Origin of the sequence: Roseicyclus persicicus (assembly GCF_012395815.1) — a bacterium.
Lineage (GTDB): Bacteria > Pseudomonadota > Alphaproteobacteria > Rhodobacterales > Rhodobacteraceae > Roseicyclus > Roseicyclus persicicus.
In genome coordinates, this window is the sequence record NZ_JAAZQQ010000002.1 from 229,433 (window position 1) to 242,076 (window position 12,644).

The window sequence follows — 12,644 nt, forward strand, 5'->3', positions numbered from 1 at the left end:
CGTCCGGGGCGGGCGAAGTCAACGCGGCCCGCGGTGCGGCGCTCAGGGGTCGAGCGCGGCCTCCATCTCGGCCAGAAGGGTCGAGCAATAGGCCTCGAAACGCGGCCCGGGCTGCTGGCTGTCGAGCCGTTCCTTCAGCGGGTCTGGGGCGGTGATGTCGCTGCCCGACAGCGCCTCGAGCACCGCGTGGCCGCAGAACGGCACATGCGCCTCGGAATAGCCGCCCTCGTGGGTCAGCACGAGCTTGCCTTCGCACAGGTCGCCGGCGGCCTCCATCGTCATCTCGGTCAGCGCGCGGAAGGTGTCGGACCCCGCCATCATGCGGCCCAGCGGGTCGACCCCCGAGGCGTCGAAGCCGCAGGCGACCACGATCGCGTCGGGCTGGAACGCGTAGAGCTGCGGGATCACCAGCCGCTCGAACGCCTCGAGATAGGTCGCGTGCCCCCCGCCCGGCGGCAGCGGGATGTTGAGGTTGCAGCCCGCGCCCGCGCCCGCGCCGCGGTCCTCGAAATCGCCCGAGTCGCGGGGGTAGTTGCGTTCCTGGTGGATCGAGATCGTCAGCGTGTCGGGCCGCTCGTAGTAGATCGCCTCGGTGCCGTTGCCGTGGTGCACGTCCCAGTCGATGACCGCAACCCGGTCGGTCAGCCCCGCGGCCCGGGCCGATTCCAGCGCGATGGCGATGTTGTTCAACAGGCAGAAGCCGTTGGGGAAATCCGGCAGGCAATGGTGCCCCGGCGGGCGCGACAGGGCATAGGCGTTGTCGAGCCGCCCCTGCAGCACGTCGAACAGCGCCGCCTTGGTCAGCCCCGCCGACAGCGCCGCGATCTCGAAGCCGTCGGGGCCGAAGGGGGTGCGCAGGCCGAGCTCGCCCCCGCCCTCGGCGCTTTTCTGGCGGAACAGGTCGATGTAGCTCCGGGGATGGATGCGCAGCAGGTCCTCCTCGGTCGCGGGCTGCGCGCTGGGCGTGGCCAGTTCGGCCATCAGCCCGGTCACCTCGACGAGGTTCTTGAAGCGCCGCTTGGTCTCGGGGTTCTCGGGCAGGCCGCCGGCCGCCGGGGGCTGCATCAGCCCGCCGACCCGGACCAGAAAGCTGTAGTTGCCGCCCGAATGCCAGAAGCAGCGCTCGTTGACGTAGAACCCGGTCGCCATCTGGCCCTCCCCGTCCCGTTCGGCCACAGTATGGCGGGCGCCGCAGGGCGCTGTCCATGGCCGATGCGGGGGTGTGGACAGGTCTGGGGAAAGGTTGCGGAATGAAAAGGGATCTGCCGGATCTCAGCGCGCTTGCCGTGCCCGGCGCGGTGTTCCTGATACGCGCCACCCCCAAGGCCTCGCGCGACCGGATCGAGCCCGGCACGCCCCTCCGCATCCATGTCACCGCCCCCGCCGACAAGGGCGCGGCCAATGCCGCGATCCTCGCGCTGATGGCCGAGGCGCTGGGCGTGTCAAAGTCGCGGTTGACGTTGATCCGGGGCGCGACGGGCCGCGACAAGGCCATCCGGCTCGACTAGTCGCCGCGCTCCAGCCGGTAGACCCCTTCGGGCAGATCCAGCGCCGCGGCGAGGTCGCGCAGCTGCGCCATCGACAGCGTCACCACCTGCTCGCGGTCGGTGCGGGCGTCGTACTGGGTGACGGTGACGCATTCGGCGAAGGCCGCGATGGTCACGTCTTCCTGCAGGGGTTGCCCGGCCTCGCCGTCGTCGACGAGGGTGATCACGGTCGCGTCGAACTCGTGCTCGATGGTGAACATGGGGCCGAGCCTAGGCCCCGCCGCCCGTCCCCGCAAGCCCACGCGCCTCGCGCCGCATCTGGCGGCGGTAGAGCCAGGGCGCCGCGACCCGGTTGTACAGCAGGTCGGCCACCCCCCGCACCCCCGGCAGCATCACCAGCCGCGCCAGCCACCCCATGCCGGGCAGCGCCGCCCAGATGGCCGCGAAGGCCGGGATGCCGCTCACGATGGTCCCGTCGGGCAGGGCCGCGTGCATCCGGCGCCTGGCCTGGTCGGGGGTCAGACGCCAGCCGCCCAGGTCGGCGCGGTTCAGGTCCTCGAACACCAGCGCGGCGCCCGTCGTCTCGGCGCGGCGGCGGTAATGGGCGATCTCGGCCCGGCAGATCGGGCAGCGGTCGTTGTAGAGGATGCGGGTCTGGCTCATGCCATGGCACCTATGCGGCGGTGACCCGCCGTCAACCGCGACGCCGCGCCACAAGCCCGTGATCGGGGCTGGACCCCGCCGGCCGCGCCTCTACGGTCCGCCCGAGCAGACAAGAGGGCCCCATGCGCCTCCCCGCCCTGATTCTCGTGGCCGCCGCCGCCCTGTCGGCCTGCGTCCCGGCCCTGTCCCCGCCGCCGCCCGGCCCGCCCAGCGAGGCGGAGCTGGCCGCCCGCGCCCGGCAGGCGGTGCGCAACTTCGACGAGGTGGTGGCCCGGGTGGAACCGGTGGCCGAACAGGTCTGCCGCGAGGAAACCCCCGACCAGCCGTGCGATTTCGCCATCTACGTCGACCGGGCGCCGGAAAGCGGGGTGAACGCCTTCCACCTGATCGACCCCAACGGGCAGCCGGCCATCATCTTTACCCTCGGCCTGATCGCGGTGGCGCGGAACACCGACGAGCTGGCCTTCATCATGGGCCACGAGGCCGGCCACCACATCGCCCGCCACATCCCGCAGGCGCAGGCCCGCGCGGCCGAGGGCGCCCGCGTTTTCGCGGAACTGGCCCGCTCGGGCGGCGCCAGCGCCGCCGAGATCGGCGAGGCCGCCCAGATCGGCGCCTTCGTCGCCAGCCGCGAGTTCGGCCAGCAGGCCGAGCTGGAGGCCGACGCAGTCGGCACGATCATCGCCGTCCGCGCCGGCTACGACCCGCTGGTGGGCGCCGAGTTCTTCACCCGCATCCCCGACCCGGCGCGCGAGTTCCTGTCGACGCACCCGCCGAACGCCGCCCGGATCGAGGTCGTCCGCCGCACCCTCCGCGCGCTCGCCGCCCCCGGCACTTGATCTGCGTCAAGGCGCCCCTTGGCGGCCCGCGTAGCGTGGGGGTCGGGAAGGGAGCCCTTGGCACCGACAACAGAGGGGATGCGCCCATGCAGGGCAAGACCACGCGCGACCGACACGAGGCGCTGATGACCCGGATGGCCCGGACGCTGGGCGCCGATCTCGACGATGCGGAGCTGCGCGGCGACCTGCCGCCCGAGCTGCGCGAGGAGATGCTGCTGGCCTGCACCGGCTGCGCCGACCCGACCGGCTGCGCCCACTGGCTCGACCGCCACAAGGAGGCCGACGCCGCGCCGGGCTACTGCCGCAACGGCGACCTCCTGCGCGGCCTCGCCGCCGAATGACCGGCCCCGATCCCCGCCCGCAGCCGCTCGGCGACGAGAAGCGGCACTACTGGCTTGCCGTCACCATGGCCCACAGGACCGGCGCCGACATGCAGCAGGCGCTGGAGGCCGGCGTGATCTCGTCCGGCGACTGGGCCGGGCTGGTGCAGGCCTGCCGCGGCTGCGGCTGGACCGAGGGCTGCGACTGCTGGATGGCGCGGCAGGAGGACGGCGCGGCCGACCCGCCCGCGGCCTGCCCCAACGCCGATGTCTTCGCCCGGGTCCTGGCGTCGCAGGGCGGCTGACCGCGCTCAGCGGGTCTCGCGGGCGAGCCAGGCCGCCGCGTCGGGCGTGGTGTCCAGCCGCTCCCAGGTGATGACCGGCACGTCATAGGGGTGTTCCGCCTCGAGAAAGGCGACCAGCGCCGGCCGCGCTGCCTCGGAGGTCTTGAAGATCACCATCACCTCGTCGTCCTCGGCGATCTCGCCCTGCCAGTGGTAGAGGCTGCGCACCCCGCCAAGGATGTTGGCGCAGGCGGTGACATGCTCGGCCAGCGCGGCGCGGGCCAGCCGCTCGGCGCTGGCGCGGTCGGGGCAGGTGGTGGTGACGTGGATCATGGCGCCAGCCTAGCCGCGGCGCGGGGCGGCCTTCAAGCCAGCCGGCGACCCCAGAGGTCGTACTCGCCCGCCTCCTCCACCTCGACCTCGACGAGATCGCCGGGCTGCAGCCCCTCGAAGCCCGCGTCGATGTAGAGGTTGCCGTCGATCTCGGGCGCGTCGGCCTTGGTGCGGCAGGTCGCGCCCTCGTCGTCGACCGTGTCCACCAGCACCGTCATGCGCTGCCCGACCTTGGCGGCCAGCCTGGCCTCGGAGATGGCCTGCGCCTTTTCCATGAAGCGATGGAACCGCTCCTCCTTCACCTCGTCGGGCACGTGGTCCGGCAGCGCGTTCGACCGGGCGCCGGCGACGTTCTCGTAGCGGAAGCAGCCCACCCGATCGAGCTGCGCCTCGTCCAGCCAGTCAAGCAGCGTCTGGAACTCGGCCTCGGTCTCGCCGGGGTAGCCGACGATGAAGGTGGAGCGCAGCGTGATGTCTGGGCAGTCGCGCCGCCAGGCCGCGATCTCGTCCAGCGTGCGCGACGCCGCGGCGGGGCGGGCCATGCGCTTCAGCACCTCGGGGTGGGCGTGCTGGAACGGGATGTCGAGGTAGGGCAGGAGGCCGTTCGCGGGGTCGGCCATTAGCGGGATCAGCTCGCGCACATGCGGGTAGGGATAGACATAGTGCAAGCGAATCCATGCGCCCAATGTGGACAACTCTCTGGATAGATCGAGAATCGGAAACTTCGAGTCCCTCCCTTTCCAGTCCGTGCCATAGGCCGAGGTGTCCTGCGAGATCACCAGGATCTCCTTCACGCCCGCCTCGACCAGCTTTTCGGCCTCGCGCATCACCGCCTTGACCGGGCGCGAGACCAGCCGGCCGCGCATGTCGGGGATGATGCAGAACCGGCACTTGTGGTCGCAGCCCTCGGCGATCTTGAGGTAGCTGTAGTGCCGCGGCGTCAGCTTGATGCCGGCGGGCGGCAGGAGATCGATGAACGGGTCGGGCGCGGGCGGCACGGCGCCATGCACCGCGTCGAGCACCTGCTCGTATTGCTGGGGGCCGGTCACGGCCAGCACCTTGGGGTGCGCGCCGGTGATGTAGTCGGGCTCGGCGCCGAGGCAGCCCGTCACGATCACGCGCCCGTTCTCGCGCAGCGCCTCGCCGATGGCGTCGAGGCTTTCGGCCTTGGCGCTGTCGAGGAACCCGCAGGTGTTCACGATCACCGCGTCCGCGCCGGCATAGTCCGGCGAGATCGCGTAGCCCTCGGCGCGCAGCCGCGTCAGGATGCGCTCGCTGTCGACCAGCGCCTTGGGGCAGCCGAGCGAGACCATCCCGATACGGGGCTGGCCGGGGCGGGCGGCATCGGGAACTTGGGCGCGCGCGAGGTCGGGGCGCAGGTCGGGCGGGTTCTGGCTCATGCGCGGCAGATAGCCCTTGGCGGGCCGGAGGGGAAGGGAGGCCGCGAAAACGGGTGCACAAGCCCGCCCGCTTCGCGCTAGAGTGGTGCAAAACAACGGGCAGAGGCGGTTCCCATGCGGTGGATCATCCGGATCGTCGGTGTGGTGGTGCTGGTCGCCGCGCTGGGGCTTGTCGCGCTGGTGGTGATGCCCACCGAGCGGATCGCCGCGCTGGCGGCCGACCGGCTGGGTCAGGCGCTGGGCCGCGAGGTCAGCCTGTCCGGGGAGGTGCGCCCGACGCTCTGGCCCGCGCTCGGCGTCCGGGCCGAGGGGCTCCGGGTGGGCAACCCCGACTGGGTCGCCGAGGGCCCGCTGATCGCGGCCGAGGCGCTGTCGATCCGGGTGCCGTGGTCCGCCGCGCTGTCGGGGGCCGTGCAGATCGACGAGGTGACGCTGATCGCCCCCGAGATCACGCTGGTCCGCGCCGCCGATGGCCGCGTCAGTTGGGCGATGGGCGGGAACGCCGCCGCGCCGGCCGCGGACGGCGGGGCGGGCGGCGGTGCCGCGCCCGCCATCGGCATCACCGCGGCCCAGATCCGCGACGGCGCGCTCACCTACCTCGACGCCGGCACCGGCGAGGCCCTGCGCATCTCGGGTCTGGACGCGGAGCTGAGCCTGCCCACCGGCGGCCCCGCCACCTTGTCGGGCCGCGCCGTGGTGAACGGCACCGCGCTGGGCCTCGAGGCCGAGGTCGCCGCGCTGCCCGCCCTGCTCGACGGGGCGCTCAGCGCCGTCACCGCCGCGCTCGACTGGCCGGGCGGCACCGCGCGCTTCGATGGGCAGCTGGGCCTTGCCCCGGCCCTCGACGGCACGATCGCGGTCGACACCACCGACCCCGGGCCGCTCCTTGCGCTGCTGGGGGCCGCCATGCCCGACCTGCCGCAGGGCTACGGCCGCGACCGAATCGCGCTGACGGGCCGGGCCACCCTGACCAGCGAGGGCAGCGCGCATCTGCGCGACGGGCGGCTCAGGCTGGACGACACCGACCTTGCGCTGGCGCTCGACGTGACACCGGGCGCCGAGCGCCCGCTGATCCGCGGCACCGTCACCGGCACGCGGCTGGCCCTGCCCGACAGCGGGGGATCGGCGGGCGGCGCCCCGGCCGCCGCGACCCCGGGCTGGTCCCGCGCACCGATCGACGTGTCGGGCCTGTTCGCCGCGGATGCCGAGGTCGCGCTGGCGGTGGCCGAGCTGCAGGGCGCCGGCGTCACCGTCGGCCCGGTGGACCTGCGCGCCACGCTGACCCGGGGCCGGCTCGTGCTCGACATCGACCGGGTCGGCGCCTACGGCGGCACGCTGACCGGGCAGTTCGTGGTGAACGGGCGCGGCGGCCTGTCGGTGGGCGGCGACCTGCTGCTGGCCGGGGTCCAGCTGGCGCCGCTCCTGACCGATCTGGCTGACTACGACCGGCTGGAAGGCACCGGCAGCGCCAGCCTGCAGTTCCTCGGCGTCGGCAACGACATGTCGACGATCATGGACGGGCTGAGCGGCGAGGGCGACCTGGCGCTGGGCGCCGGCGCGATCCGGGGCCTGGACCTGGCCGGCATGATCCGCACGCTGGACACCTCCTACCAGGGCGAGGGCGCGCGCACCGTCTACGACCAGGTGTCGGGCAACTTCACCATCGCGGACGGCATCCTGCGGAACGACGACCTGTTCCTCGACGCGCCCTGGGGCGAGGTGCGCGGCGCGGGCAGCGTGGACCTGGGCGCGCAGACGCTGGACTACCGGCTGATCCCGGGCGTGATCACGGGCGCCGAGGGCGCAGCGATCCGGGTGCCGATCCTCGTGCGCGGGTCCTGGGCCGACCCGTCGATCCGGCCCGACCTCGAATACCTGGCCGAGCAGAACCTTGCCGAGGAACGCGCCCGCCTGGAGGCCGAGGCGCAGGCCCGCCTTGACGCCGAGGCGGCGCGGCTGGAGAACGAGGCGCGCACGCGGGCAAACGAGCTGCTCGGCACCCAGTTCGACGCCGGGACCACGGGCGACGCCGCCCGCGACGAGATCGAGCGCCGCCTGCGCGAGGAGGCGGAACAGCAACTCCTGCGCCTGCTCGGGCAGGGCAACTGACGGGGGTCAGGGACATGCGGATCACCACGGCGCTGGTCGCGGGGGCGATGGCCCTCCTGCTTGCGGGATGCGGCGGGCGGGCGCCCTCGGCCTCCACCTCGGCGGGGCTCTACCCCGGCGAGACGCCGCAGATGCGCGCGCTGGTGCAGCGCTACGCCCGCATCCACGACATCCCCGAGCCGCTCCTGCACCGGGTGATCCAGCGTGAGAGCGACTACCGCGCCGATGCCCGCAACGGGCCCTACTACGGCCTCATGCAGATCCTGCCGCAGACCGCGCGGACCATGGGCTTCGACGGCCCGCCCGAGCGGCTGCTCGACCCCGAGGTGAACCTGCAATACGCCGGCCGCTACCTGCGCGGCGCGTGGCTGGTCAGCGACGGCGACATGGACGAGGCGGTGCGCTGGTACGCGAGCGGCTACTACTACGAGGCGCGCGACCGCTGCCTGCTGGTGGAAACCGGCCTCAACGACCGCGAGATCGCGCGGCACTGTCGCTGACGGGGTCGGCCATCGCGGGGGGCGCGGACAGGTCCACGCCGGCGAGATAGCCGAAATCGGGCATCAGCCCCGAGGCCGGGAAGGGCGCGCCGCCATCGGGCGCGCGGGCGATCTGCCCCTCGATCAGCAGCATCGCGTAGCCGTGCACCAGGCTCCAGAGCATCCATTCGGTGCGCCAGGGCGCGCCGGGCGCGCCGGCCTTGTCCCAATCGAGACCGTGGGCGATGCCGCGCAGCACCTCGTAGCTGGCGCGGGAGGCGCGCCGCAGCTCGGGGTCGTCGTGGTTGCACAGCGTCCGCGAGAACATCAGCCGGAACAGCTCGGGGTGGGCGAGGGCGAAGCGCAGGTAGCCGTCGCAGGCGGCCTGCAGCCGCGCCTTGCCGGGCGGCTCGGCCTCGGCACCCCGGCGCATCTCGGCGGCGTGGCGGCGGAACCCCTCGGTGGCGATGGCGGTCAGGAGGCCCTTGAGCCCGTCGAAGTGATTCTTCGGCGCCGTGTGGCTGACCCCGACCTCCGCCGCGATCGCCCGGAGCGAGAGTGCCTCCAGCCCCCGATCCTCCAGAAGCCGAAGCCCCGCCGCGATCAGCGCCGGCTTCAGGTCGCCGTGATGGTAGGTCTTTCTCTTTTCTTTCAGCATGATGTCCCTTCCATGTTTCCAATGTAAATTTTTCTGCTGGACTCCGCAAGGGATCGGTGCCCATAAATCACCAGTGGAAATTTACAGCGGAGATATTCCGATGACCCCCGAAGACCTCTTCTCCCTCGCCGGGACGGCCGCGATGACGGGGTGGGCGCTGCTCATCCTCGGCCCGCGCCGCTTCGGCTGGCTCAACGCCATCCCGCTCTGGGTGATCCCGGCGGGCCTGTCGGCCGTCTACGGCCTGCTCGTCTTCAGCCGGTTCTCCGGCATCGGCGGCGGCTTCGACAGCCTGGCCTCGGTGGCGACGCTCCTGTCCGACGACTGGGCGCTGCTGGCGGGCTGGGTGCACTACCTTGCCTTCGACCTCTTCGTCGGCGCGGTGATGGCCGCGCGGATGGACCGGGCCGCCGTGGGCCGCATCGTGCAGGCGCCGATCCTCGCCGCGATCTTCCTGCTCGGCCCGCTCGGCTTCCTGATCGCGGGGCTGACCGAACTGGGGCTGCGCGCCCGCCTCGTCCCCACGCAGATCCATGCCCTGAAAGGAGCTTCCCATGTCGCTGCTTGATGCCAACCTTCCCGCGGTCCGTACCGAGGTGCCGTCGCAGTTTCACGTCCTGACGGTGGTCGCGGTCGTTCTCCTGGCGCTGTCGGCCGCCTGGGGGCTGGTCGACCCCCGCCTCGTCGACGGCGCCCCGGTCTGGATGAAGCCGCTCAAGTTCGCGCTCAGCTTCGCCGTCCTCTTCGGCACCCTTGCGCTGGTCGAGGCCCGCCTGTCGCCCGCCGTCCGCGACGGCTGGCCGCTGCGGATCACCGGCTGGGTCATGGCGGCGGCCTTCCTGTCGGAAATGGCCTACATGATGTACCAGGGCGCGCGGGCCGAGCCGTCGCATTTCAACATGTCCACGCCGTTCCACGAGTTCATGTACACGGTCGTCATGGCCGCCGGCGCGGTGTCGCTGGTGGTGGCGGTGGGGGTGATCGGCTGGATCGCCCGCCGCGACCGTGGCGCCGACCTCGGGCCCGCGCTGCGGGAAGGGGTCTGGCTGGGCTTCGGCCTCAGCTTCGTGCTGACGCTGGTCGTGGCGGGCTACATGTCGGGCGGCACCGGCCATTTCGTGGGCCTCCACCGCGAGGGCGCGCCGACCCTGCCGCTGATGGGCTGGTCGGGCGTCACCGGCGACCTGCGGCCGGCGCATTTCGCCGCGCTTCACGCGATGCAGGTGCTGCCGCTGCTCGGGCTCTGGCTCGACCGGCGCGGCACGGTGGGTGCGGTGCGCACGGTGCGCCTTGCGGCGGCGGGTTACGCGGCGGTCACGCTGGCCGTCTTCGTCCAGGCGCTCATGGGCCTGCCGCTGATCCCGCTGGCCTGATCCCCCGCGAAAAGAAAAAGCCCCGGTCCTCGCGGCCGGGGCTTTGCCATGTCTCGCGGCGGCCTCAGCGGCGGCGGTCGCGGCGCGAGGACATCGGCTGGAACGCCACGCCCACATGCGCCTCGCAGTAGGGTTTGCCCTGCTGCACCGGCAGCCCGCAGAAATAGAAATCCTCGGTCGCGGGGTCGCCGATCGGCCATTTGCAGGTGCGCTCGGTCAGCTCCATCAGGCTGATGCGCTTGGCGGTCTTTTCCACCTCCTGCACCTTGGCCAGCGCCTCGGGGCTGATCTCGTTGGCCGAGGGCTGCGGCGGCAGGGGCTGGCCCGCCGGCACGATCGGCTTGCGCAGGGGCGTCACGTTCGACGGGCGCGGCGCGGGATCCGCCTCGACCTCGACCGCGGCCTCGGGACGCTCGGGGTCGGCCTGCGGCTCGTCCTTCTTCGGCTTCGGCGCCGGCTTGGCCTCGGCGGCCTCGCGCGCGGGCGCGGGCTTGGCGGGCGCGGGGGCCGCGGCCGCCGGCGCCGGGGCGCCGCCGACGCGGTTCGACAGGCCCAGGCGGTGCACCTTGCCGATCACCGCGTTGCGGGTGACGCCGCCCAACTCCTTGGCGATCTGGCTGGCCGATTGCCCCTCGGTCCACATCTTCTTCAGCAGCTCGACGCGTTCGTCGGTCCAGGACATGCCCGTCTCCTGATCATGGGGCCGGCACGGCCCATCCTGAGCCCACCCATATGGCCGTTTCCGCGCTGGAATTGAAGCCCCATTCTAGCCGCGACCCCGCCCCGCGCAAGGGCGCGCGACCCTCAGCGCCGCCTTCGCCGCGCCACGGCCTCGCGCCAGGCCAGCAGCGCCGCCCCCGCCACGACGGTCAGCGCGCCGACAAGGCCCACGGGCGTCGGCACCACCCCGAACAGCGCCGCGTCGTAGGCCGCCGCGAAGACAAGGGTCAGGTAGGAGAAGGGCGTGACGAAACTGGCGTCCGCCCGCGCCAGCGCGCTGATGAAGAAGCCCTGCGCCCCCGCCATCACCAGCCCGATGCCGACCATCCCCGCCCATTGCGCCGGCGTCGGCGGCTGCCAGACCCAGACCACCGCCGCCGTGGCGAGGCACAGGCCGATGGAGTTGTTGACCAGCAGGATCTGCAGCGGCCGCTCGCGCCCGGACAGCCGTTTCATGAAGATCAGCTCCATCCCAAGCGCCAGCGCCGCCCCCAGCGCCAGGAGCGCGCCGGCCTGCATCGCCGCGGTGCCGGGCCGGATCAGGATCATCGCGCCGGCCAGCGCGATCGCCGCCGCGGCCCAGCGCCAGGGGCCCACCCGTTCGCCCAAGAGCGGGATCGCCAGCAGCATCGCGAAGACCGGGTTGACGAAGGAGATCGCCGTCGCCTCGGCCAGCGGGATCGCGGCGGCGGCGGCGAACATCAGCGTGACGCCGGACCAGCCGCAGACCGTCCGCAGCGCGTGGGCCTTGAGGTCGGGCCGCGTCAGCCGGGGCCGGAGCGCCGCGGCCGTGGCGAGGATGGCGACCCAGGCGAAGAGGAACCGCCCAAAGCTCACCTGCAGCGGGTGCAGCGCGGGCCCCAGCGTGTCGGTGCCGAGCGCCTTGGCGATCAGCGTGGTGGCCGCGATCAGCGCGGTCGCGCAGATCATCAGCCCGACGGCGAGGCCGGGCGCGGGCCGGTGCAGCGGCGGCGGCAGGGCGGCGGGCGGCACCTGCCCCTGCGGGGTGAAGGGCGCGGTCATCGCGGGGCCAGCAGGACCCCGGCGATGGCGGGCACGAGCACGTCATGCAGCGGCAGGGACGGGTCGGCGTAGGTCGCAAGGCTTGCCGCGGTCAGCGCCGCGGCGCTGTCGTCGGCGGGGGCCGCGCGCTTGAGCGTGTGGGTCATGCCCGGCAGCGTGATCCTTGGGGCGTCGGGCCGCGCGGCGGCGAGCCGGTCGCCCTCGGAGGGCGGCACCTGGATGTCCGCGTCGCCGTCGAGGATCAGCACGGGCAGGTCCGTCGCCGCCAGGAGCGCGGCGGGGTCCGTCGTCACAAGCTCGCGCAGGTAGCCGCGCGTGGCCGGGCCGAAGATCGCGGCCAGCGGCGGCGGCAGGCCGGCGGTGTCGGGCGCGCCGGTTTCCACCAGCGCCGCCAGCGCCGTCTCGAAGGCGGGCAGGGCGGGGGCCAGCGCGGGCTGCTGCGCGACCTGGTCCCGCATCAGCGCGCCGAGGTCGCGGCCCGGCGCGGCGAGCAGCACGAGACCGCAGACCCCGGGCAGGCCGGCCGCGTCGAGCGCCAGGAGGCCCCCCTCGGAATGGCCGATCAGCCAGGCGCAGGGCGCCCCCGTCTCGGCCCGGATCGCGGCGATCCAGGCTTCGGTGTCGGCGCGATAGGCCGCGAGGCTGACGGCGTCGGGGTCGCCGGCGCTGGCGCCGATCCCGCGCTTGTCGATCCGCAGCGTGGCGATGCCTTGCGCCGCCAGCGCCTCGGCCAGCAGGCGGTAGGCGTCGGTCCTGAGGCCGAGGGGCGAATTGCCGTCGCGGTCGGTCGGCCCGGAGCCGGGCAGGATGACCGCGGCGGCCCGCGCCGGGCCCGGGGCCGTCTCCAGCGTGCCGTGCAGCGCGCCGAAAGGGCGGTCGACCGACAGCGCCACGGGCTCCGCCGCGGCGGGCAGGGCCGACAGCGCAAGGATCAGCGCGGCGCGGCGCATCGGGTT

Annotated in this window: 17 protein-coding genes; 8 read left to right on the forward strand and 9 right to left on the reverse strand. The window is 73.2% G+C overall.

Annotated elements, in window-relative coordinates:
• Window positions 1-42 precede the first annotated feature (42 nt).
• Window positions 43-1,149 carry a class II histone deacetylase gene (locus HCU73_RS06340; RefSeq protein ID WP_168622591.1) on the reverse strand — a complete coding sequence of 369 codons (1,107 nt, stop codon included), beginning with the start codon at window positions 1,147-1,149 and terminating at the stop codon, window positions 43-45.
• 101 nt (window positions 1,150-1,250) lie between these two features.
• Between HCU73_RS06340 and HCU73_RS06345 the strand changes: the two genes are divergently transcribed.
• A complete protein-coding gene (locus tag HCU73_RS06345; RefSeq protein ID WP_168622592.1) occupies window positions 1,251-1,508 on the forward strand; it encodes a DUF167 domain-containing protein in 258 nt (85 codons plus the stop codon).
• Here the strand turns inward: HCU73_RS06345 and HCU73_RS06350 are convergent.
• Both HCU73_RS06350 and HCU73_RS06355 read right to left on the reverse strand, forming a co-directional pair.
• Window positions 1,505-1,747, reverse strand: a complete 243-nt coding sequence (locus HCU73_RS06350) for a hypothetical protein (protein WP_168622593.1) — start codon at window positions 1,745-1,747, stop codon at window positions 1,505-1,507. The two genes, HCU73_RS06345 and HCU73_RS06350, sit on opposite strands and share 4 nt — an antisense overlap.
• Before the next feature lie 10 nt (window positions 1,748-1,757).
• A complete protein-coding gene (locus tag HCU73_RS06355; protein WP_168622594.1) occupies window positions 1,758-2,150 on the reverse strand; it encodes a thiol-disulfide oxidoreductase DCC family protein in 393 nt (130 codons plus the stop codon).
• A 122-nt stretch (window positions 2,151-2,272) separates the two neighbouring features.
• Between HCU73_RS06355 and HCU73_RS06360 the strand changes: the two genes are divergently transcribed.
• The 3 genes from HCU73_RS06360 (at window position 2,273) to HCU73_RS06370 (ending at window position 3,614) form a co-directional block, all read left to right on the forward strand.
• Window positions 2,273-2,989 (forward strand): M48 family metallopeptidase, encoded by a 717-nt coding sequence (locus tag HCU73_RS06360; protein ID WP_168622595.1) that lies wholly within the window; start codon window positions 2,273-2,275, stop codon window positions 2,987-2,989.
• Window positions 2,990-3,075: 86 nt separating this feature from the next.
• Window positions 3,076-3,330 (forward strand): DUF6455 family protein, encoded by a 255-nt coding sequence (locus HCU73_RS06365; RefSeq protein WP_168622596.1) that lies wholly within the window; start codon window positions 3,076-3,078, stop codon window positions 3,328-3,330.
• Window positions 3,327-3,614, forward strand: a complete 288-nt coding sequence (locus tag HCU73_RS06370; RefSeq protein WP_168622597.1) for a DUF6455 family protein — start codon at window positions 3,327-3,329, stop codon at window positions 3,612-3,614. The genes HCU73_RS06365 and HCU73_RS06370 overlap by 4 nt, the downstream gene beginning before the upstream one ends.
• Before the next feature lie 6 nt (window positions 3,615-3,620).
• Here HCU73_RS06370 and cutA read toward each other — a convergent pair whose 3' ends face one another.
• Both cutA and rimO read right to left on the reverse strand, forming a co-directional pair.
• Window positions 3,621-3,926: a divalent-cation tolerance protein CutA gene (gene cutA / locus HCU73_RS06375; protein WP_168622598.1), complete on the reverse strand. Its 306-nt coding sequence runs from the start codon at window positions 3,924-3,926 to the stop codon at window positions 3,621-3,623.
• A gap of 32 nt (window positions 3,927-3,958) precedes the next feature.
• Window positions 3,959-5,326, reverse strand: coding sequence for a 30S ribosomal protein S12 methylthiotransferase RimO (gene rimO / locus HCU73_RS06380; RefSeq protein WP_210730526.1), 1,368 nt, complete (start codon window positions 5,324-5,326; stop codon window positions 3,959-3,961).
• Between the two features lie 114 nt (window positions 5,327-5,440).
• Here rimO and HCU73_RS06385 point away from each other — a divergent pair, with 114 nt between their 5' ends.
• Window positions 5,441-7,435 carry an AsmA family protein gene (locus tag HCU73_RS06385; protein WP_168622599.1) on the forward strand — a complete coding sequence of 665 codons (1,995 nt, stop codon included), beginning with the start codon at window positions 5,441-5,443 and terminating at the stop codon, window positions 7,433-7,435.
• Between the two features lie 14 nt (window positions 7,436-7,449).
• Window positions 7,450-7,935: a transglycosylase SLT domain-containing protein gene (locus HCU73_RS06390; RefSeq protein WP_168622600.1), complete on the forward strand. Its 486-nt coding sequence runs from the start codon at window positions 7,450-7,452 to the stop codon at window positions 7,933-7,935.
• Here the strand turns inward: HCU73_RS06390 and HCU73_RS06395 are convergent.
• Window positions 7,901-8,572, reverse strand: a complete 672-nt coding sequence (locus tag HCU73_RS06395; RefSeq protein WP_168622601.1) for a TetR/AcrR family transcriptional regulator — start codon at window positions 8,570-8,572, stop codon at window positions 7,901-7,903. The two genes, HCU73_RS06390 and HCU73_RS06395, sit on opposite strands and share 35 nt — an antisense overlap.
• 100 nt (window positions 8,573-8,672) lie before the next feature.
• Here HCU73_RS06395 and HCU73_RS06400 point away from each other — a divergent pair, with 100 nt between their 5' ends.
• Both HCU73_RS06400 and HCU73_RS06405 read left to right on the forward strand, forming a co-directional pair.
• Window positions 8,673-9,140 carry an ABA4-like family protein gene (locus HCU73_RS06400; protein ID WP_168622602.1) on the forward strand — a complete coding sequence of 156 codons (468 nt, stop codon included), beginning with the start codon at window positions 8,673-8,675 and terminating at the stop codon, window positions 9,138-9,140.
• Window positions 9,127-9,945, forward strand: a complete 819-nt coding sequence (locus HCU73_RS06405) for a hypothetical protein (protein ID WP_168622603.1) — start codon at window positions 9,127-9,129, stop codon at window positions 9,943-9,945. The genes HCU73_RS06400 and HCU73_RS06405 overlap by 14 nt, the downstream gene beginning before the upstream one ends.
• Window positions 9,946-10,009: 64 nt before the next feature.
• Here the strand turns inward: HCU73_RS06405 and HCU73_RS06410 are convergent, their stop codons facing one another.
• The 3 genes from HCU73_RS06410 to HCU73_RS06420 all read right to left on the reverse strand — a co-directional run bounded on the left by HCU73_RS06410 (window position 10,010) and on the right by HCU73_RS06420 (window position 12,638).
• Window positions 10,010-10,627: a GcrA family cell cycle regulator gene (locus HCU73_RS06410; RefSeq protein WP_168622604.1), complete on the reverse strand. Its 618-nt coding sequence runs from the start codon at window positions 10,625-10,627 to the stop codon at window positions 10,010-10,012.
• Window positions 10,628-10,749: 122 nt separating this feature from the next.
• Window positions 10,750-11,688 (reverse strand): DMT family transporter, encoded by a 939-nt coding sequence (locus tag HCU73_RS06415; protein ID WP_168622605.1) that lies wholly within the window; start codon window positions 11,686-11,688, stop codon window positions 10,750-10,752.
• The gene (locus tag HCU73_RS06420) at window positions 11,685-12,638 is read right to left on the reverse strand and encodes an alpha/beta hydrolase (protein WP_168622606.1); all 954 of its coding nucleotides are present in this window, start codon (window positions 12,636-12,638) and stop codon (window positions 11,685-11,687) included. The genes HCU73_RS06415 and HCU73_RS06420 overlap by 4 nt, the downstream gene beginning before the upstream one ends.
• Window positions 12,639-12,644: the final 6 nt, after the last annotated feature.